This window comes from Sorangium sp. So ce1036 (assembly GCF_051369805.1).
In the GTDB taxonomy this organism is placed as follows: Bacteria; Myxococcota_A; Polyangia; order Polyangiales; family Polyangiaceae; genus Sorangium; species Sorangium cellulosum_F.
Window position 1 is genome coordinate 5474062 of the sequence record NZ_JBBMOX010000001.1, and the last position, 19341, is coordinate 5493402.

Consider the following 19341-nt stretch of genomic DNA (forward strand, 5'->3'; position numbering starts at 1 on the left):
AGGAGCTCATGGATCTTGGATTTGCACGGACGGCCTCGATGTTGCTGGCCACAGGCGTGATGTCGCTGGTCGGATGTCAGGGGGAGCCACCGGACGGACAGGGCGCCGGCGGCAATGCGGGCGACAGCGGCAGCTCGAGCTCGGGCCAGGGGGGGAACTCCGAGGTGTTCACCCCGGACAAGGTCGATCTCCTGCTCGTCGTCGACAACTCCGGCTCGATGGCGGACAAGCAGGAGGTGCTGGGGCTGGTGCTCTCCGACCTCGTCCTGGGGATCACCAACCCGCCCTGCGAGGACGCGAGCGGCCGCCTCGCCTCGCTCCAGCCCGCGAGCGGCATGGACGAGTGCCCGGACGGCACGGGGCGCGCGCGCGCGCCGGTGACGGACATGCACATCGGCGTCATCAGCAGCAGCCTCGGCGGGCATGGCGCGAAGACCTGCAGCGGCATGGTCGGCATGACGCCGGACATCTACCGTCGAGCGGAGATCGATATGGCCCACCTGCTCGCGCGCCGCGCGCCCGGGGAAGAGGGCGCGCTGCCGACGTACCAAGGCCAGGGGTTCCTCGCGTGGGATCCGGGCGGGAAGCGCGAGCCGGCCGGGGAGTCCGATCCGGACGTGCTCGTCCAGACGCTCAAGGACATCGTCGTCGGCGCCGGTCAGGGGGGGTGTGGCTACGAGGCGCCGCTGGAGAGCTTCTATCGCTTCCTCGTCGATCCCATGCCGTACGCGTCGATCTCGGTCACGGAGGATGGGATCGCGACGCCGGAGGGGCTCGACGCGCCGCTGCTGCAGCAGCGGGCCGCGTTCCTCCGGCCGGACTCGCTGCTGCTCATCGTGATGCTCACCGACGAGAACGACTGCTCGATCGTGGACGGCGGCCTCCACTGGCGGGTGGCCCATGTGTCGCAAAGGATGTCTCGGGCGCGGAGCGAGTGCGCGATCGATCCGGACGACCCGTGCTGCATGTCGTGCTCGGCGGCCCCGGGGGAGTGCCCGCCGGATCCCACCTGCGAGGGCGACGACGGTCAGGTGGCCACGCTCCGCCCGGAGGACGATCGGGTGAACCTCCGGTGCTTCGACCAGAAGCGCCGGTTCGGCGTCGATTTCCTCTACCCGGTCGAGCGGTACGTCGAGGCGCTCACGTCGGCCACGATCACGGCGCGAGACGGGGAGATCGTGCCGAACCCGATCTTCTCGGGCCCCGACCCCAGCGGCGGCGACTCGAGGGGCCGGCGCCCGGAGCACGTCCTGTTCACCGGCATCGTGGGGGTGCCGTGGCAAGACATCGCGCGCGATCCGAGCGATCTCTCGGCCGGCCTGAAGACCGCGGCCGAGCTCGCCGCGCCGCTCCCGGGCGGCGGGACGACCTGGGACGTCATCCTCGGCGAGCCGGAGCGCGCGATCCCGCCCAAAGATCCGCTGATGCTCGAGTCGACGGCGCCGCGCTCCGGCGTCAACCCGATCACGGGCGATCCGACGGCGCCCCCTGGCTCGATCACGAACCCCATCAACGGGAGCGAGTACACGACGGAAACTCGAGGCAACGGAGATCTCCAGTATGCCTGCGTGTTTCCGCTGCCCGAGCCCAGGATTTGCGATGAGGAATCGTCGAGCTGCGACTGCGCCGCGGCGGACAACGACAGCCCCGTCTGCGAGGTCAACCCCGACGGCGGGGGGAGGACATTGCAGGTGCGGGCCAAGGCCTATCCCGGTCTCCGCGAGCTCGACCTGATGAGGCGCCTGGGCGATCGGGCCATCCCGGCCTCCATCTGCCCGGCGCAGCTCGACGACGCCACGCGGGCCGACTACGGCTATCGACCGACCGTGAGGGCCATCCTAGATCGCCTGTCGGCCGTGCTCCGACCCGGGCGCTCGGCGCCGTAGCGCCGGGGCTTCCCCCGGATCGGCGAGGCGGCGCGCGCGGCGAGGCGAGGCGGCGCGCGCCGCGCTCCCCTTCTCCCCGATCGGCGTCGATATCGGCTGTCTTCGCGGGAGGGGCGGTCAGGGCAAGGTGTCTTCGCGGGCGATCGATGAGGCGCGGAAGCCGGCCACCCTCGCGTCGACCTCGGCCTGCGACAGGATCACATCCTGGGCGAAATACACCCAGTCCGCGTCCTCGGCGTACGTTCGGGCGCTGCCCTGGTCGGTGGCGAGCTCGTCGAACCAGAGATTGAAGTCGAGGTGCTGGTTCGTCTCTGGGACGTAGGCGGCGTCATGCGTGCAAAGGAGCGTTCCATCGACGTAATACTGGATGCCAGACTCGGTGATCTGAATGAGCAGCCGCTTCCAGCCGGAGTGATCCCCCGACACCTGGTTCGACTGCGTGCTGTCGAGCGAGGCGGTCTCCCACGAGGTCATCCACAGCGTGCTCGTGTCACCCCGACCCCAGCCGCCATTGGGCATGTACTCGAAGTCCTGCTCCGAGTAGTTGGGATCGGTCTCGGGGTTGTTGATCCACGGGCTGATGGTGAAGAACGTCTCGACCAGCTTGTCGCCGAAGTACCGGGTGCCGTCGACAGGGATGTTGCTGAACTTCACCCTGGCCGAGTAGGTCCCGAGGCGAAACTTGTCGTCCGTGGACTGAACCTCGGCGTGCGAGGTGCTCCCGGCGGAGCCGCTCGTCGTCGCCCTGAGCCGGAGCAGCGTGTTCGAGCCAAGCTCGGGATCGGGGACGAGCGACACGTTGGAACGTCGCCATTGCGCGCCGGCGATCCCGGGCGCCCCATCCACGTCCCGCACCCACCACCGGCTCGTGAACTCGCCGTCGCCGGTGCCCGTGTAAGAGAAGTCGTCGAAGAGCTCGGCTGAAACAGCGGGGCCGCCGCCACGGCCGCCATCGCCGCTGCTGGTGCTGCTCCCGCCGCCGCCACGGCCGCCATCGCCGCTGCTGGTGCTGCTCCCGCCGCCGCCACGGCCGCCATCGCCGCTGCTGGAGGTGGTACCGAGATTGCTGCTGCTGTCGCCACCGCCGCTGCCGTCGTCGCGCGTTCCTTCCGAGCACGCCACCATCGTCGGAACCGCGAGCAGCGCCGCACCTGCAAGGTGGAGGCGGAGACGAGCGCACAGGGAGGGCTCGCTCGTCCCCCAGCGGATCGAGGGTCGGTGAGAAGGAGCGCTGTCTCTTGGCGTGGCCAACTTCTGGTACTTGTGAGCTGTTTTCATCCAGTGCAACCTCTTCCAAGCCGAGCGTCTCGCGCCACGATCACCATCTGCTTTTCGGCTTCTGGCGGCAACGGCCGCGCGTGCCCCCGGCGCCGGATTCTACCCGCAGGCCGGCTGTCGAGTTGAGGCCGCTCCTTCGATGCATGAACTCCTTCGATGCATGAAGAGGAGCGCCGAACCAGGCTTTCGGTTCGTTACATGAGGCCAGCGCCCTCGCCTCGCCGGCGGCCTGCTCGGCGCTGGCGCGGTCCGGCGAGGCGGCGCGCGCCGCGCTCCGGGGCGCGAGATCCAAACGGTATTGGATCGCGGCGCGCCGCGCGCGCATACGCCGAGCATGAGCGTGGACATCCTTGGACCTCGCGCGCGCGAGGCGATGCGGCGCGCAGGGCGCGCGGCCGCGGCGACGCTGGCCGCCGTCGGGGCGCGGCTCCAGCCCTTCGTGACGACAGCGGACATCGATCGGTGGGTGCGCGAGGACACGGCGCAGCGCGGCGGCCGCCCGAGCCAGCTCGGCTACAAGGGCTTCCCGGCGGCGGTGTGCACCAGCCGGAACCACGTCGTCTGCCACGGGATCCCGCGGGCCGACGAGGTGCTCTCGCCGGGCGACATCCTCAACGTCGACGTGACGACGGAGCTCGACGGCTACCACGGCGACACCTCCGCGACGTTCTTCATCGGAGAGCCGAGCGCCGAGGCGCGGCACGTGGTGGACGTCGCCCGGCGCTGCCGAGACGCGGGCGTCGCGGTCGTGCGCGACGGGGCGCGGCTCGGCGACATCGGCGCGGCGATCGAGGAGCTCGCGCGCGCCGAGGGGTGCAGCGTGGTCCGCGAGGTCGGCGGGCACGGCATCGGGCGGAAGATGCACCTGCCGCCGCACGTTTCGCACACCGGCGTGCGCGGCGCGGGCATGCGGCTCCGCGCCGGGATGGCGATCACGATCGAGCCGATGGTCAACCTGGGCTCGCCGCACATCCGCACGCTCGACGACGGGTGGACCATCGTCACCGAGGACGGCAGCCTCTCGGCGCAGTTCGAGCACACGGTGCTCGTCACGCCGGACGGCTGCGAGATCCTGACGCGCTGACGGCGCGCGGGCCGCCCCTTCCGCGCAGGGAGTCGACGGGGCTCGGAGGGCTCCCCGGAGGGGCTTTCGTGCAGGCGAGCCGCCAGAGGGGCTCGCCGGAGGAGCGCAAGCCCCGGAGGGGAGCCCTCCGAGCCCCATCGCCTCCCTGCGCCCGGGGCACATGATGCGGGTAGGCAGGTCGTGTGCTCTGCCGCTAGCATGCCGCGGCACATGGACGTGCCGACCTTCAAGCTCAGCGCCATCCAGGTCCTGGGCGTCTCCTGTTTCGGTCTGGTGATCGGCGCCGGGCTCCGGCGCGCCCTGCCCATCCTCGAGCGGCTGAGCATCCCCGCGCCGGTCCTGGGCGGGCTCGTCTACGCGTTCCTGGCGCTCATCCTGCGCGACCGCGTGGTCAACCTCGAGTTCGACCTGGTCCTGCGCGACGTCCTGATGATCGCGTTCTTCACGACCGTGGGGATGAGCGCCAGCCTGCGGCTGCTCAAGCTCGGCGGCAAGCGCGTGGCCATCTTCCTCGGCGCGTCCGTGCTGGGGCTCGTGCTGCAGATCGTCCTCGGGATGACCGCGGCGGGGGCGCTGGGGCTGCCGCCGCTCTTCGGCGTCGTGACCGGCGCCGTGTCGCTCACGGGCGGGCCCGCGACGTCCCTCGCCTTCGGGCCGGTGTTCGAGCAAGCCGGCGTCCACGGCGCGACCGCCGTGGGCCTCGCCTCGGCCGTCTTCGGGATCGTGGTGAGCGGCCTCCTGGGCGGATATGTCGGGAGCTTCCTGATCCGCCGGCACGGCCTGCGCCCGGAGGCGAGCGAGCAGGTGGCCGCGCCCGCGATCGATCTCGACGCCGCCCCGGGCGAGAAGCACGGGACGTACGTCGAGAACATCATCGCCATCGGCATCGCGATGGCGCTCGGCTCGGTGGTCAGCGCGAAGTTCCAGGACTGGGGGCTGACGCTGCCCGCGTACATCGGGGCCATGATCGTGGCGGGCGTCGTGCGCAACCTGGACGACGCGTTCCAGTTCCTGGGCATCGAGCAGAAGAGGATGGACGAGATCGGCGAGGTCACGCTGGATCTGTTCATCGTGATGGCGCTGCTGACCCTGCAGCTCTGGCACCTGGCCACGCTGGCGCTGCCCGTGCTGCTGATCCTGTCCATGCAGGTGGTGCTGACGGTGGGGCTGTGCTGGACGGCGATCTACTGGCTGATGGGCCGGAACTACACGTCGGCGGTGATGGCGGGCGGCTACTGCGGCTTCATGCTGGGCACGACGGCGAACGCGCTCGCGTGCATGAACGAGATCGTGCGCAAGTCGGGCCCCGCGCCGCAGGCGTTCTTCGTGGTCAGCATCGTGGGCGCGTTCCTGATCGACTTCATCAACGCCCTGCTCATCACGCAGGCGTTGAACTTCTTCCACTAGCGGGGTTCAGGCCCCCAGCGACGCGAGCGGCACGCCCTCGTCGGCGAGCGCCGCCGGATCGATCACGGGCCTGGCAGCGACGAGCTTCCTGGATGCCATGAAGTCCGCGGGGCGCCCGATCACGTCGGCGGCGATCAGGCGCCCTCCCGCCAGGTAGAACGCGGAGAAGGACTTCTTCTCCATCGACCCCCGCACCACGCACCGGTCGTGACCCGTCGACAGCCCCACCATCTGCAGCCGCATCCCGAACTGCTCCGACCAGAACCACGGCACCACGGGCGGCGGCGCCGGCTTGCCGAGCAACGTCGCCGCGGCCACCCGCGCGTGCTCCATCGCGTTCGGCACGGACTCCAGCCGGATGCGCCGCCCGGCGTACGCGCTCGGCTGGCTCGCGCAGTCGCCGGCCGCGAGCACGGCCTCGTCGGACGTGCGCGCCCGCTCGTCCACGACGATGCCGTCGTCCACCTCGAGCCCCGCGGCGGCGGCCAGCTCCGTGTTCGGCACGAGCCCGATCCCCACCAGCACCACGTCCGCCGCGATGCGCTCCTCGACGCCGCCCGTCGCCACGACGACCTCGCGCGCCGCCCGCCCCGCCGCGTCGACGGCGACCTCCCGCACCGTGGCGGACAGCCTGAACGTCACGCCGCGCTCCCGGTGCACCCCCTCGATGAACGCCGACACCTCGGGCCCCGTCACCCGCGACAGCACCCGCGGCGCCACGTCGATCACCGTCACCTTCATGCCGAGCTCCACCGCGGCGGCCGCCACCTCCAGCCCCACGTACCCGGCGCCGATGAGCAGGAGGTGCCGCCCGGCCACGAGGTGCGCCCGCATCGCGCCCACGTCGGCGATCGAGCGGAGATAGAACAGGTTCTCGAGCCTCCCCTGGTCCGCCCCCGGCACGCTCAGCCTGCGCGCCCTCCCCCCCGTCGCGAGGACCAGCCGGTCGTAGCGGAGCCGGCTCCCGTCGTGGAGCGCCACGGCCCGCGCCGCGCGATCGATCGCGTCCACGCGGGTGCCGAGCCTCAGGGTGATCGCGGCGCGCTCGTACGCCGCCTCCGGCTTCAGGTAGAGCTGCGCGAGCTGCAGCTTGCCCAGCAGGAACCCCTTCGAGAGCGGCGGCCGCTGGTAGGGAGGGTGCGCCTCGTCGCCGACGAGCACGACGCGGCCCGCGTATCCCTGCTGCCGGAGCGAGCTCGCCACCTCTCCACCGGCTTGCCCTGCACCCACGATGACGATCGTCTCTTCCATGTCCACCGCTCCTCTCGCGGCCGCCCCTCTGGCGGCGTGCTCGGCGCACCGGCGCCGTCGCCTGCCCCGCGCGCCGACCGAGCCCCGGCGCGCGGGCGCTCACCCGAACAGCACGTCGCGCCCGAGCTTCAGCGTCAACGCCGCGACCACCACGAGCACCACCTTGCGCACCAGCCTGTCGCCCCCGCTCACGGTGAGGCGGGCGCCGATCCACGCGCCGGTGAACTGCGCCACGGCCATGGGCAGGGCCAGGTGCCATAGCACTACGCCCTTCCAGGAGAAGAGCGCCACGGAGGCGAGGTTGGAGGCGAAGTTGACCACCTTGGCGTCCGCGGACGCCCTCATCAGCCCGTGGCCCAGCAGGCTGGAGAAGGCCACGATGAGGAAGGTGCCGGCGCCCGGGCCGAAGAAGCCGTCGTAGGCGCCGACGAGGAAGGCCGTCAGGCCCCCCAGCACGCGCAGCCGCGCGAGGGGCGGCTCCGGCCGGTCCCCGGGCGGCCGCCCCTTGCGGAAGGCGAAGAAGGCGGCCACGGCCACCAGCAGGACCAGGACCAGCGGCCTGAGCACCTCGGGCTTCACCCACAGCACGAGCCGCGCCCCGCCGAGCGCGCCGAGCAGCCCGAGCGCGAAGCTGACCCACGCCAGCTCTCCGCTCACCAGCCCCGCGCGCGAGAAGCGGACCAGGGCCGCCCCGGAGCCGAACACCGACTGGCCCTTGTTGGTCCCCAGCGCGACGTGCGGAGGAACCCCGGTGGCCAGGAGGACGGGCAGCGTGATGAGCCCCCCTCCCCCCGCGATGGCGTCCACCCCGCCGGCGAGGAGGGCCGCGAGGCACAGCAAGGCGAGCTCGATGGCGGTGACGTCCAAGACAGCGGCAGCTCCGGGAGGGCAGCTCCACTACCACGCCCGCCTGCCTGCGTCGCGATGGCGCTCAGGCCGCCATCCGGAGGCTCAGACCGCCATCAGGAGAACGACCGGTGCTCCGGCCGGTACCGCTCGCCGGCCGTCGCCGGGGTGAAGGCCGAGCGGTAATCCGTGACGAGCCAGACCAGGGCGATGAGCACGCCCGTCGCGAGGTAGAAGTTCCGGGCCGCGGGGACCGCATCGAAGCCGAAGAGCCAGGGCGCCGCGACGAGGCCCACCGCCACGGCGGCCTCGAGCGCGCCGTGCACAGGGAACGGGACGAGCTTGGCCGCGCCCAGCGGGAAGGCGGTGATCAGCGTCATCCCGACGTGCACGACGCCCAGGATGTAGCAGAGCGTCTCGGGGAGCCCGCCGAAGCCGAACAGCGAGGGCGCCAGCAGGAACAGCGCCGCGACCGCGTAGTCCAGGTATCCGTGAGCTCGAGGCGACAGGATTCTCATGATCGACTCCTTGCGACTCCAGGGTTCGAATCGATGGCCTTCGTCGACGTCATCGATGCTGGGATTTGCAAGGCACATGCCGCCGAGCAGCTCGGCGGCGCCGGAGAGCGCGCCAGCGGCCGTGGGCCCGGCGTCATGACATCTCGTCGTGTGGCACGTTGCCCCGAGGCGCGCCCGCGCGCCACAGGAGGGGGCACCGGACGCGCCCCTGCGGGGGGCCTCAGGGCGCCTGCTCGAGGAACCCCGCGAGCGCAGCCATGTACTTCTCGAACGCCTCGACCTGCGGGAGGTGGCCGACGCCGGGGAGCTCGACCAGCCTGGCGCCGGGGATCGCCTGCGCGGCCTTCTTGCCCAGCGTGGTGTAGTCGCCGAGCGCGGCGGCGGCCTCCTTCGGCGCCCACGCTCGGCCGAGCGCCGTCCGATCCCTGAGCCCGATGATCAGCAACGTGGGCGCGCGCAGGCGCGGCAGCTCGTAGACGACGGGCTGGGTGAAGATCATGTCGTAGGTGAGCGCCGAGCACCAGGCCACGCGCGGGTACTCGGGGTGCTCGGTCCAGCCTGCCAGGATCTCGATCTGGCGCTCGTACTCGGGCTTCCAGGCGCCGTCGTAGTAGCTCTTGCGCTGGTACTCGCGGATGCTGTCGCGCGTCGCCGCGAGCTCCTGCTCGTACCAGGCTTCGACCGGGCGATAGGGGACCACCGTCTTCCAGTCCTCGAGGCCGATGGGGTTGACGAGGGCGAGGCGCTCGGTCCGATCGGCGAACATGAGGGCATAGCGCGCGGCGAGCATGCCCCCCATCGAGTGACCGACGACGGCCGCGCGCTGGACCCCGAGGGAGTCGAGGAGCGCGCGCGTCGCCTCGGCCAGGGCGTGGAAGCTGAACTGGTAGGCGGCGGGCTTGGTCGACTTGCCGAACCCGATCTGATCGGGCGCGATGACCCGGAAGCCCCGCTCGACCAGCGCCCGGATCGTCGGCTCCCAGTGGGCTGCGGTGAAGTTCTTGCCGTGGAGGAGGAGCACCGCGCGCCCGTTCGGCTTCGCGGGCCGCACGTCCATGTACGCCATGCGGAGCTTCTGGCGCTGCGACTCGACCTCGAAGTACTGGACCGGATACGGATACGGATACGACGAGAGCTCCGGATCGAGGCCACGCGCGGGCGCGGCGGCGGCTCCCTGGCCAGGCGCGGACGCGGCGGCGGCTCCTGGGCTCGGCGGCGCGGCCGGCTGGAGATCGGCGCGGGGAGCCGGCGCGCACCCGGTGACGGGCACGAGCGAGAGGAAGAGCGTTGCGAGGATCGACGGGAGCGAGAGCGTTCTCAACAGATGACCTCCGGGACGTGATGGACGGGGGCGCCCCGGCGTGGACCGCGCCGCGCGGCGGCCTCGCCGGCGGGCAGGGCCGGGGCGGCGGCTGTCATTGCATCGGGGGCGCCAGGAGCTCGGGATCGATGCGCGTCCCGAACAGGTTCATGCGCCAGTCGAGGTGAGCGCCGTTCGTGCGGCCGGTCATCCCGACGGTCGCGATGACCTGACCCTGCTTGACCTCGTCATTCACCTTCACGCGGAAGCCGTGGAGATGGATGAACGTCGATGTCAGCCCGTGACCGTGATCGAGGATCAAGGTATGCCCGCTGAGGGGCAGGTTCCGCTCCACGAGCACGACCTTGCCGCAGGCGGGCGCTCGCACCGGCGTCCCGACAGGCGCAGAGATGTCGACGCCCCAGTGGATCCCGCTCTCCGTGCCGTTGTACACGCGCGGCTGGCCGTAACGTGAGGTGATCTTGCCCTTGGTCGGCCAGACGAACCCGTCCTTGTAGCAGCTCTTCTTCGTGTACCGGGTCCGGATGGCGTCGAGCCTCTTGTCGACCTGCGTGAGCTTCACGCGCGTCTGCAGGTCGAGCTTGACCATGTTCTCCGGGAGGCCGTCGACCTTGTCGAGCTCGAACGTGCGCTGTTCGACGTCGAAGACCTTCTCGAGCACCTGCCCGTCGTCGAACGTGATGGTCAGCTTCTCCTGCGGGGGCGCGTCGCGCGAGAAGGCGATGAGGAACTCCCCTTCATCGCTGACGGTCACCCGGTGGCCGGGGAACGCCATGCGGCGCAGCTTGCCATTCAGCTTCGCGCGGAGGAGCCCCCCCTGGACGGCGCGCCCCTCCACCGAGAGCCGGCCGGAATCGGCCTCAGGGGGGCCGGCGTCAGGCGCTTCCGCGCTCGCGGCCGGGGCCGCCGAGGCGCTGGCCGCCGCCGGAGCGCTGGCCGCCGCCGGAGCGCTGGCTGTGACCGGGGCGGCCGCAGCGTCCGGCGTCGCGCCGGTGGAGGCGTCCGTGGCGGGCGTGTCCGAGGCAGCGCAGCGGTCGCAAGCCGCGACGGCGAGCAGGCTGACGAGGAGAGCGGGGATGCGCATGCGCATGGCGCGATCGTGCCAGAGTTCATGCACCGCGACGAACGTTTGTTGGTGCACGTAATACTGGCATCCGTCGATGCGAACGGGGCGCGTCAGGTGACGGCCACCGGTTCCCACGAGGGCACGTCAGGTGACGGCCACCGGTTCCCACGAGGGCACGTCAGGCGACGGCCACCGGTTCCCACGAGGGCACGTCAGGCGACGGCCACCGGCTCCCACGAGGGCGCGCCGGGCAGCAGCAGCTCCCGGCTCCCGCGAGGCGCGCCGGGCGGCGGCTAGCGGCTCACGCGGGGCGCGCCGGGCGACGCCTGCATCGGCGGCCGCGCCTGCATCGATGACCGGGACTGCGCCTGCTCCTGCGGCCGCCCCGGGCCCTGCGGCCTTCCCTGCGCCTGCGGCCTTCCCTGCCCTTGCGGCCGCCCCGGGCCCGGCGGTCTTCCCTGCCCTTGCGGCCGCCCCGGGCCCTGCGGTCTTCCCTGCCCCTGCGGCCGCCCCGGGCCCTGCGGTCTTCCCTGCCCCTGCGGCCGCCCCGGGCCCTGCGGTCTTCCCTGCCCCTGCGGCTGCATCGGCGGCCGCGCCTGCGCCTGCGGCGCCGGCCCGGGGTCGGCCGGGGAGCTGGTGAATCCAGGGGGAGTCAGGACCGGGAGGCGCTTCTGGATGAGGCGCTCGATGTCGGCGAGATAGGCCCGCTCCTCGCTGTCGCAGAACGACAGCGCCACCCCGGACGCCCCGGCGCGCGCCGTGCGGCCGATGCGGTGCACGTAGCTCTCCGGGATGTTGGGGAGGTCGTAGTTGATCACGTGCGAGATGTCCTCGATGTCGATCCCGCGCGCGGCGATGTCGGTCGCCACGAGCACGCTCGTCGTCCCCTGCTTGAAGCTCGCGAGCGCCCGCTCGCGCGCCCCCTGGGACTTGTTCCCGTGGATGGCGACGGCCTCGATGCGCGCGCGGCCGAGCTGCTGGACGACGCGGTTGGCGCCGTGCTTGGTCCGGGTGAACACGATCGCCCGGCGCAGGCCCGGATCCTTGAGGACGTGCTCCAGCATCGCGCGCTTGTCGGACCGATCGACGAAGACCACCCGCTGGTCGATGTTCTCGGCCGTCGTGGCGACCCGCGCGACCTCGACCCGCACCGGGCGGCGCAGGATGCTGCTCGCGAGCTTCTGGATGTCCGGCGGCATCGTGGCCGAGAAGAGGAGCGTCTGCCGGCGCTCGGGCAGCATCGCGAGGACGCGCCGGATGTCGTGGATGAACCCCATGTCGAGCATCCGGTCCGCCTCGTCGAGCACGAGCGTCTCGAGGCGCCCGAACGGGGAGAGGCCCTGCGCGCAGAGGTCGAGCAGCCGGCCCGGCGTCGCCACGAGGACGTCGACGCCGCGGCGCAGCGCCTCCATCTGGGGGCGCTGCCCGACCCCGCCGAAGACGACCGCGCTCCGCAGGCCGAGGTTCCTGCCGTACGTCTCGAAGCTCTCGCCGACCTGCGCCGCGAGCTCGCGCGTCGGGGTGAGCACCAGCACGCGGAGCGCGCGCGGGCTCGGCGCGACGCCCTGCGCGAGGCGCTGCAGGATCGGCAGCGCGAACGCCGCGGTCTTTCCGGTGCCCGTCTGGGCGCAGCCGAGGACGTCGTTGCCCGCGAGGATGGGGGGGATCGCCTGCGCCTGGATGGGCGTCGGGGCGCTGTACCCCTCGGCGGCGATGGCGCGGAGCAACGGTTCAATCAGATCGAGATCGGTAAATTGCATGGACGTCGGGCTCCGAGAGCCCCTCCTGAGCAGGGCCAAAAGCGCCGCGGCACCGCGCCCTCGAAACGCCGAGGGGCCGGTGACAGAGAGCTGTCGCCCGGCGCCTCCTCCGAAGAGAAGGCCGCCAGACCACATCGACAGCGACCGAGCACCGCGGGCCGTGCCAGGTCAGTCCGAGAGGCAGCCACTCTAGTGTGCGGTCATGTAAAAGTCGAGGCGCGACGGTGATCTCCGGCGACGCGGCGCGCTCGCCGCGGATTTCCGTGCGCTCGCCGCCCCGTGCTACACCCTCGCCCGCGCCTCGCCGCCCCTTCCGCATCATGGCCGAACCCGAAGCCTCGACGTCGCCGGCGCCCGCCGCGCCCCCCGCTCAGCAGCACCCCGGAACGCGGCCGCCGCGCGCGCGACGCCGGCGCTGGATCCTCGGCGCCGTCGGCGTGTCGGCGCTCGCCGGCGCGGGGCTGTGGATCGCGGTGCACCGCATCCCGTGGATGGGCCCGCTCGTCGCGGGCGGGCTGCGCGCGGTGATCGGGACCGAGAACGTCACCGACCTCGAGGAGACCGCCTACGCGGTCGAAGATCGCATCCTCCGCCTCTTCCGCGGCAACGAGCCGCCGAAGACGTACTGGGAGGTGCCGGAGGAGGCGCCGGCGCCGGCCGCACCGGCGGCCTCGCTCACCGCGGCGGTCGCGCTCAGCGCGCCGACCGCGCGCGCCTCCTCGGGGGTGGTGCCGGCGCTGTTCCGCCCGAAGGACGTCGGCCCCTCCCACGAGGCCTGGTCGGCCCCCGGCGATGGGCGGTGGGTGCCCATCGTCGATCACGCGCGCCCCGACGAGCCGCCGCGCCTGTACAAGACGCTGCTCCACCCGGATCCGAGCCGCTCCTGGGCGGAGCTGTTCGTCGTGGCCGTGGATCTCTCGAGGGTCGACCTCCACCTCATGGCCGGCTCGCGGGAGCCCGCGGCGACCACCAAGGAGGGCGAGACCCTCGCGCGGCCCGCGAAGATCCCGGAGGCGCACCACGAGCACCTGCTCGCGGCGTTCAACGGCGGCTTCATGACCGAGCACGGCAAGTGGGGGATGCGGCTCGACGACGTGACGGTGGTGCCCCCCAGGGACAAGGGCTGCACCGTGGCGCTCTACCGCGACGATCGGGTGCGGATCGCGCCGTGGACCGCGCTCGCGGCCGACGAGGCCGGCATGCGGTGGTGGCGCCAGGCGCCGAGCTGCATGGCCGTCGGCGGCGAGCTCCACCCGGCGCTCCGCGCGCCCAACGTCCGCAACTGGGGCGCCACGCTCGACGGCAACACGGTCATCCGCAGGTCCGCGGTGGGCATGGACCGTGACGGCAAGGTCCTCTTCGTCGCCATCAGCAACCACACGACGGCGACGGCGATCGCGCTCGGGCTGCGCCACGCCGGCGCCTGGGACGTGGCGCAGCTCGACGTGAACTGGTCCTACCCGAAGTTCCTGCTCTACGAGCCGGGCGAGGACGGCGCCCTGAAGGCGGTCGCGCTGGCGAGCGGGTTCGAGTTCTCCGAGGACGAGTACATCCGCAAGCGCTCCAGGCGCGACTTCTTCTACCTGACCCGCAAGCCCTCCGCGCCCCCCGCCGCGGCGCCGTGACCGCGCGCCCGGCGCCCGGGGCCCACGTCGAGCGGCGCACGCCCGGGCCCGGGCCGCGCGGCGCGCGGCTCGACGCCGGCGCCGTCAGATGGAACGGCACGCGAAGATGTGCTCGATCGCGTCGACCACGAGCTGCTCCACCTGGTAGGCGGTGATGTCGGCGGGGCTCGCGAAGCGCAGGAGATCCATCGGCGGCGGCTTCACCACCAGGTAGGCGAGGATCTCCGGCGCCTCGCGCCGCTGGATGACCGAGAAGGCGATGAGGTCCGTCCCCGGCGCGGCGGTGACGCCCCGGATCCCGAGGGCCAGCGCGACGCTCGGCGTCTCGGGCGCCTCGTCGAGCGCGATGCGCGGGGCGTGGCCGGCGGACCGGAGCTCGGTGGCGATCTCCCCGAGCACGGGCAGGATCACCTCCCCGCGCACCGCCCGGAACGCGTCGTCGAACGCCCTCCGGTCGCCCGCGGCCTTCTCCTGCTGCCGCGCCGCGTAGCGGCTCGTGATGAGCGCCAGGCGGTTCTTGCTGTGGTCCCTCACGGCGCCAGGAGCAGCACCTTGACCTGGCTCGGGACGATCGACACGGCCGGGCAGTTCGTGGAGTTCGTGATCGTCATGCTCGTCAGGCGCGTGGCCGGGATGCCGCCGGCGAGCACGGTGAACGACGCCGTGACGTGGCGCGACGGGCCCATCACCATGCCCGAGGCGACCCCGAGCGCGACGCCCGGGTTGTCGCCGTTCGTGAGCGGCACGGTCGTCGCCATGTTGTGCGCCGGCGTGCACATGAACAGCACGTTGTACGCGGCCGGGATGCCCATAGGCTGCATCGCGATGTTCGGGTACGGGATCGGGGTCGGCGCGGGCATCGGCGTGAGGCACACGTCGGGGGCGCCGAGGGACATGCCCATCATCTGCGTGTTGGCGAACATCTCGTCCTCTCAACCAAGGTGGATCTGGGAGCCGTCGATCTTCGTGAGCCCGCCGCTGTTCACGAGCGTCGTCTCTGCCTTGACGTGGTACGCGGCGCGCGCCTCGATCTCGAGGTACTCGGCGCGCACCACCTCGGACCGCGCGATGAAGCGGTAGGCCCGGTCGAGCCGCTGCACCAGGCGCTCGGCGACCGTCTCCACCGACTGCGCCACGGTCTTCATGCGGTCGACCCTCGCGGTGAGGCTGTCGCCGAGGAGGCTCAGGACCCCGACCACCGCGTCGGCGCGCCCGGCCGACAGGCGCGCCGAGCCCGCCGCGATCGTGGCCTCGCCGGGCGTGAGCACGTCGACGCCGTCGCGCCCGCTCACCGAGACCTTGCCCGACGCGGCGGCGATCTCGAGGTCGCCCTCGGCCGAGAGGCGCGCCGGCGCCTCGTCGTCGCGCTCCAGCACCGCGAGGACGTGCGAGCCGCGGTCGTGGTGCGCGACGAGCACCTCGTCGCCGAGGGCGGGCTCGAGGAGGCAGCTGGCCGCGCGCCGCACCTCGAACTCGCCCGAGCTCGACCTGACGCGCAGGCCGCGACCCGAGACGCCCACCACGGTCGCGGCCTCTTGCAGAGGCCACGCGAGCTTCCTTGCCAGATTGTCCCTCATCGTACCCTCCGTGCTGACCCTACCGGCTCTCCGAGCGCCGCTCCGCCTCGCTCAGCTCCTCGTCGTCGCCGAGCGCCGCGGACCGGCTCGAAAATCGCGTGTCCTGCTCGCGCGTCCTGTGGAAGCGCGCGCGGAACAGCTTGCAGTGCGAGAAATCGGCGTTCGCGAGGTCCGCGTACGAGAAGTCGGCGTACGTCAGATCGGCGCCGGCGAACGTCGCGCCGAGGCAGCTCGCGCTCTTGAAGATGGCCTGGTACGCGCTCGCGCCCTCGAGGCTCGCGCCGTCGAGCCGCGCCTTGACGAAGAGCGCCTGGTCGACCTTCGCCTTCCGGAGCGTCGCGCTCGACAGGCAGGCCTCGGCGAGCAGGGCCCGCTCGAGGTTCGCCTCGTCGAGCTTCGCGCCGGCGAGGGTGGCCCCCTTGAAGTTCGTCTGGACCAGCCGCGCGCCGCGGAGGTCGCAGCCGGTGAGGTCCACCTCCATGAGCTGCGCGAGCGTGAGATCCATGCCCGAGAGATCCTGGCCGACGAGCTTGCCCCCGATCAGCATCGCCCGCTCGAGGCGCGCGCCGCGCAGGGTCACGGTCGACAGATCGGCCTTGAGGAGCACGGTCTGGAGCAGGGTCGCGCCCTCGAAGCTCGCCCGGGCGAGCTCGGCGTCGACGACCGCGGCGCGGTCGAGGTTCGCCCGCGACAGGCTCGCCTCCTCGAGGCGCGGCTTGACCAGGCTCGCGATGGTCAGGTCGGCGCCGTCGAGCGAGGCGCGCGACAGGTCGCACTCGACCAGGCTCGCGCCGATCAGCTCGGCGTCGCGCAGGTCGGCCGCGAGGAACGTGCACCGGTCCCACACCCCGTGGCGGAGGCGCGCGCCCCCGAGCCGCGCCCCCTCGAAATGGCAGTCCGAGAAGACGGACTCGTGGAGCTTCGCGGAGGTCAGGTCGGCCCCCCGGAACGAGACGCGCTCGAGCACCGCGCCGGAGAGGTCCGCGCCGGAGAGGTCCGCGCCGGAGAGGTCCTCGTCGGCCACGGGCTCCGCGCTCGCGACGCGGGCGAGCAGATCGTCCTTGGTCATCGCTTTCGCCTCGGGAACAGGGTCCGGACGACGTGGGCGTCCTTGAAGCTCGTGCGCGCGTCGCCCTCGGCGCCCATCAGGTTCGCGCGGAACAGGTTGGCCCGGAGGAACGAGGCGCCGTGCACCCTCGCGCCCTGCAGCATCGCCTCCATCAGGTTCGCGTCGGGCAGCTCGGCGTCGCCGAGATCCGTGCGCATCAGCCGCGCGCCCTGGAGGCTCGCGCCCGCGAGGCGCGCCCCCGCGAGGTCCGACTCGCTGAGGTCACAGCCGTCGGCCCGGACGCGGGCCAGCCCGGCGCCGCGCATCGAGGCGCCGCGCAGCGTCGCGAGCGCGAGCTCCGCGCCCGAGAAGTCGGCCTTGCCGAGCCGGCACGCCTGCACGAGGCGCAGGTTGTTCGCGCGGGCGCCCCGGAAGCAGGCGCCCTCGGCGTCCGCCTCGACGAGCGCCGCGCCCTCCAGCACGGCGTCCGCGAGGCTCGCGCCGGCCATGCGGCACCGGAAGAACGTCGCCTTGCGCAGGCTCGCGCGATCGAGGCGCGCCCCCTCGAGGTCGCACTCGTAGAAGAGGACCTCGTCCGCGAGGGCGTCCGCGAGGTCGCCGCGCGGGAGGCGCGCCTCGAACAGGTCGGCGCCGCGCAGGTCCGCGCGGGCGAAGCGCGCGCCCGCGAGCTCGCCGCGCTGCAGGATCGCCCGGGCGAGGCGCGCGCCCCCGAGGTCGGCGTCGCGCGCCACGACCTCGCCGAGGTTCGCGCCCTCGAGGCAGACGCCCTCGAGGCGGGCGCCCTCGAGGTTGGCGCGCACCAGCACCGCGTCCGTCATATCCGCGCCGGCGAGCGCGCAGCCGCGCAGGTCCGCGCGCTCGAGGAGCGCCTCGCGCAGGACGGCCCCGGACAGGTCGAGCCCGCGGAGGTCGGCGCCGGTGAGGTCCCAGCCGGTCATCGGGGCGCCGGACGCGCGCGCGGCCGAGACGCGCGCGCGGAGGTCGCGCTGCGCGGCGTCGTCCGGGATCGCGGCGGGCGCCATGTGGTGCGCGGCCAGCCGGTAGCCGTGGAGCTGGGCCTCCTCGAGCTTGCGCAGCTTGGCGAGGAAGGCCGGATCCTCGATCTGGGCCTCGAGCGCCTCCATCGGGGCGCCGAGGGCGCGGCCGGCCTGGGCGGTCTCCCGCATGCGGGCGAGGTGCTCGTCCGCGCTGAACCTGGGCGGCCCGCCCGCCTCGCGCTTCGATCGCTCGATGACCTCGTCGAGGTCGACGCCGTGCTCGGCGAGGTTCTTTCGCGCCTCGGCGAGGGCCTCCTCCTGCTTGACCTTGGCCTCGGCCTCGAGGCGGGCGGCCTCGGCCTCGACGCGCTCCATGTACTCGGGCAGCTCGTCGAGCGTCGGCGGCGGCTCCTCCTTCGGCAGCTCCCGCGGGATACCCTTCTCGTCCGGATCGAGCCCGAGCACCCGCACGGACATGCGGGCCTTGTCGAGCTCGCGCTGCGATCGCTCGCGCGACCTCCGCTCCAGCACGCCCTCGCGGCGCAGGAGGTCTTCCATGTCGCCGATCTTCTCGTCCGGCAGCGCGGGGGCGTCGGGGTCCGGCTCCGGGAGCAGGTCGCGGTCGCGCAGGGCGACGAGGTGGCCCTTCTTCTTGTCGAGGCGCTGGGCGAAGACGGCGTCGTAGTGCTCCTTCGGCCGGGGGGCGCCCCGGCGCTCGAGCGCGGCGAGCAGGCACTTCACGTCGCGCGCGTCGTCCTCCTCGACGCGCAGGGTGCCGCGGAAGATCGCGATCATGCGCCGGACATTGGGCAGGAGCACGAGGGTCTCGAGCCGGGTCGCGACCTCCTCGAGCGCGTCCTCGCGCGAGGCCCGCGTCACGAAGCAGCGCGCGAGGAGCTCCGTCACGCGGCCCGTCAGCGTGGTCTGCTCGGGGTGGAGGTGCTCGAGCGCGATCGGCTCCCCGCCCTGGAAGAAGCCGGGCAGGCGCTGATCGGGGGGCGCGACCATGAAGTACTCCGGGTCGAGGTCGCGGGCGAAGCCGGGGAAGTCGTTCTCTAGCCAGGCCGCGTCGTACGTGCCGAGCTTCGACTGGCGCTCGGGCCAGGTGGGGTCGAGGGGGCCGAACCCCGCGGGGGGCGGCCGGTCGCCCGGCGAGGTGATGAGGTGCTTCGGGTGCTCCATCTGCGGCAGCAGGTGGATCTTCTTGCCGTTCTCCTCGGCCGGCGCGACCCCCGTCCCGGCGGGGTTCGCGGCGAAGCCCGGCCCGCCGAACGCCTTGTCCCAGCCGAGGGCGAGCTCGGTGAGCGGCTCGGGCTCGCTCGGCCCGCCGAGCTCCCAGCGCCGCTTGCCGACGACGTACACGGCCTTGTCGATGGGGCCGACCTGGACGCGCGCCCGGAACGCCGTGCGCGGCTTGCCGCCCGGCGCGAACGCCTTGCCGAAGGCGAGGACCTCGCCCCGGGGCTTCGGCAGCCCCTCGTCGAGCGCGGCGTCCTTGCCGAGCTGCCTCGGGATCTCCTGCCACATGGAGATCTCGGGGAGCGGGCGCTCGGGCGCGTCGAGCGGGACGTACGCCGCGAGGCCGAGCGCCAGATAGCGCTGCTGCCGCAGCTCGAACACGCGCTGCAGGATGGAGATGCGTTGGGGCTTGATGACGCGCATAGGGGATCGGGGCT

General features: G+C 72.6%; 16 protein-coding genes. 4 read left to right on the top strand and 12 right to left on the bottom strand.

Annotated features, from left to right (window positions below):
- The first annotated feature begins 38 nt into the window (after positions 1 to 38).
- Positions 39 to 1886 (top strand): hypothetical protein, encoded by a 1848-nt coding sequence (locus WMF31_RS20715; protein ID WP_436603609.1) that lies wholly within the window; start codon positions 39 to 41, stop codon positions 1884 to 1886.
- A 117-nt stretch (positions 1887 to 2003) separates the two neighbouring features.
- On the opposite strand, the gene WMF31_RS20720 is transcribed toward WMF31_RS20715, so the two are convergent.
- Positions 2004 to 3011, bottom strand: a complete 1008-nt coding sequence (locus tag WMF31_RS20720) for a glycoside hydrolase family 16 protein (RefSeq protein ID WP_436603610.1) — start codon at positions 3009 to 3011, stop codon at positions 2004 to 2006.
- Between the two features lie 487 nt (positions 3012 to 3498).
- On the opposite strand from WMF31_RS20720, the gene map reads away from it, so the two are divergent.
- Together map and WMF31_RS20730 are read left to right on the top strand one after the other, a co-directional pair.
- Positions 3499 to 4248: a type I methionyl aminopeptidase gene (gene map / locus WMF31_RS20725; RefSeq protein ID WP_436603611.1), complete on the top strand. Its 750-nt coding sequence runs from the start codon at positions 3499 to 3501 to the stop codon at positions 4246 to 4248.
- Between the two features lie 210 nt (positions 4249 to 4458).
- A complete protein-coding gene (locus tag WMF31_RS20730) occupies positions 4459 to 5655 on the top strand; it encodes a sodium/glutamate symporter (RefSeq protein ID WP_436603612.1) in 1197 nt (398 codons plus the stop codon).
- 6 nt (positions 5656 to 5661) lie between these two features.
- On the opposite strand, the gene WMF31_RS20735 is transcribed toward WMF31_RS20730, so the two are convergent.
- From WMF31_RS20735 to WMF31_RS20760, 6 genes are all read right to left on the bottom strand, one after another.
- Entirely contained in the window at positions 5662 to 6906 is a 1245-nt protein-coding gene (locus WMF31_RS20735; RefSeq protein ID WP_436603613.1) for an NAD(P)/FAD-dependent oxidoreductase, read from the bottom strand.
- A 99-nt stretch (positions 6907 to 7005) separates the two neighbouring features.
- Positions 7006 to 7773: a TSUP family transporter gene (locus WMF31_RS20740; protein WP_436603614.1), complete on the bottom strand. Its 768-nt coding sequence runs from the start codon at positions 7771 to 7773 to the stop codon at positions 7006 to 7008.
- A 95-nt stretch (positions 7774 to 7868) separates the two neighbouring features.
- Positions 7869 to 8270: an SPW repeat domain-containing protein gene (locus WMF31_RS20745; protein ID WP_436603615.1), complete on the bottom strand. Its 402-nt coding sequence runs from the start codon at positions 8268 to 8270 to the stop codon at positions 7869 to 7871.
- A gap of 220 nt (positions 8271 to 8490) precedes the next feature.
- Entirely contained in the window at positions 8491 to 9591 is a 1101-nt protein-coding gene (locus tag WMF31_RS20750; protein WP_436603616.1) for an alpha/beta fold hydrolase, read from the bottom strand.
- 94 nt (positions 9592 to 9685) lie between these two features.
- Positions 9686 to 10681, bottom strand: coding sequence for a M23 family metallopeptidase (locus tag WMF31_RS20755; RefSeq protein ID WP_242516245.1), 996 nt, complete (start codon positions 10679 to 10681; stop codon positions 9686 to 9688).
- A 269-nt stretch (positions 10682 to 10950) separates the two neighbouring features.
- Positions 10951 to 12417: a DEAD/DEAH box helicase gene (locus WMF31_RS20760; RefSeq protein WP_436603617.1), complete on the bottom strand. Its 1467-nt coding sequence runs from the start codon at positions 12415 to 12417 to the stop codon at positions 10951 to 10953.
- Positions 12418 to 12737: 320 nt separating this feature from the next.
- Between WMF31_RS20760 and WMF31_RS20765 the strand changes: the two genes are divergently transcribed.
- On the top strand, positions 12738 to 14042 hold the full coding sequence (locus WMF31_RS20765) for a hypothetical protein (protein ID WP_436603618.1): 1305 nt from the start codon (positions 12738 to 12740) through the stop codon (positions 14040 to 14042).
- Between the two features lie 84 nt (positions 14043 to 14126).
- Here the strand turns inward: WMF31_RS20765 and WMF31_RS20770 are convergent, their stop codons facing one another.
- Genes WMF31_RS20770 through WMF31_RS20790 form a run of 5 tightly spaced genes read right to left on the bottom strand, consistent with a single transcriptional unit; the run spans position 14127 to position 19327 of the window.
- Positions 14127 to 14576 (bottom strand): hypothetical protein, encoded by a 450-nt coding sequence (locus WMF31_RS20770; RefSeq protein WP_436603619.1) that lies wholly within the window; start codon positions 14574 to 14576, stop codon positions 14127 to 14129.
- Positions 14573 to 14965, bottom strand: coding sequence for a DUF4150 domain-containing protein (locus tag WMF31_RS20775; RefSeq protein ID WP_129347818.1), 393 nt, complete (start codon positions 14963 to 14965; stop codon positions 14573 to 14575). The genes WMF31_RS20770 and WMF31_RS20775 overlap by 4 nt, the downstream gene beginning before the upstream one ends.
- A 9-nt stretch (positions 14966 to 14974) precedes the next feature.
- Positions 14975 to 15619, bottom strand: coding sequence for a DUF3540 domain-containing protein (locus tag WMF31_RS20780; protein WP_129347817.1), 645 nt, complete (start codon positions 15617 to 15619; stop codon positions 14975 to 14977).
- A gap of 19 nt (positions 15620 to 15638) precedes the next feature.
- On the bottom strand, positions 15639 to 16688 hold the full coding sequence (locus WMF31_RS20785; RefSeq protein ID WP_436603620.1) for a pentapeptide repeat-containing protein: 1050 nt from the start codon (positions 16686 to 16688) through the stop codon (positions 15639 to 15641).
- The gene (locus WMF31_RS20790; RefSeq protein WP_436603621.1) at positions 16685 to 19327 is read right to left on the bottom strand and encodes a DUF2169 domain-containing protein; all 2643 of its coding nucleotides are present in this window, start codon (positions 19325 to 19327) and stop codon (positions 16685 to 16687) included. Before WMF31_RS20790 ends, WMF31_RS20785 begins: the two co-directional genes overlap by 4 nt.
- Positions 19328 to 19341 lie beyond the last annotated feature (14 nt).

What these genes read in the sequence shown, in the direction of transcription:
- WMF31_RS20790 (WP_436603621.1), bottom strand. Translation starts at nt 19,327, where the DNA reads ATGCGCGTCATCAAGCCCCAACGCATCTCCATCCTGCAGCGCGTGTTC.
- WMF31_RS20780 (WP_129347817.1), bottom strand. Translation starts at nt 15,619, where the DNA reads ATGAGGGACAATCTGGCAAGGAAGCTCGCGTGGCCTCTGCAAGAGGCC.
- WMF31_RS20775 (WP_129347818.1), bottom strand. Translation starts at nt 14,965, where the DNA reads ATGTTCGCCAACACGCAGATGATGGGCATGTCCCTCGGCGCCCCCGAC.
- WMF31_RS20785 (WP_436603620.1), bottom strand. Translation starts at nt 16,688, where the DNA reads ATGACCAAGGACGATCTGCTCGCCCGCGTCGCGAGCGCGGAGCCCGTG.
- WMF31_RS20765 (WP_436603618.1), top strand. Translation starts at nt 12,738, where the DNA reads ATGGCCGAACCCGAAGCCTCGACGTCGCCGGCGCCCGCCGCGCCCCCC.
- WMF31_RS20745 (WP_436603615.1), bottom strand. Translation starts at nt 8,270, where the DNA reads ATGAGAATCCTGTCGCCTCGAGCTCACGGATACCTGGACTACGCGGTC.
- WMF31_RS20735 (WP_436603613.1), bottom strand. Translation starts at nt 6,906, where the DNA reads ATGGAAGAGACGATCGTCATCGTGGGTGCAGGGCAAGCCGGTGGAGAG.
- WMF31_RS20760 (WP_436603617.1), bottom strand. Translation starts at nt 12,417, where the DNA reads ATGCAATTTACCGATCTCGATCTGATTGAACCGTTGCTCCGCGCCATC.
- WMF31_RS20730 (WP_436603612.1), top strand. Translation starts at nt 4,459, where the DNA reads ATGGACGTGCCGACCTTCAAGCTCAGCGCCATCCAGGTCCTGGGCGTC.
- map (WP_436603611.1), top strand. Translation starts at nt 3,499, where the DNA reads ATGAGCGTGGACATCCTTGGACCTCGCGCGCGCGAGGCGATGCGGCGC.
- WMF31_RS20755 (WP_242516245.1), bottom strand. Translation starts at nt 10,681, where the DNA reads ATGCGCATGCGCATCCCCGCTCTCCTCGTCAGCCTGCTCGCCGTCGCG.
- WMF31_RS20720 (WP_436603610.1), bottom strand. Translation starts at nt 3,011, where the DNA reads ATGGTGGCGTGCTCGGAAGGAACGCGCGACGACGGCAGCGGCGGTGGC.
- WMF31_RS20715 (WP_436603609.1), top strand. Translation starts at nt 39, where the DNA reads ATGTTGCTGGCCACAGGCGTGATGTCGCTGGTCGGATGTCAGGGGGAG.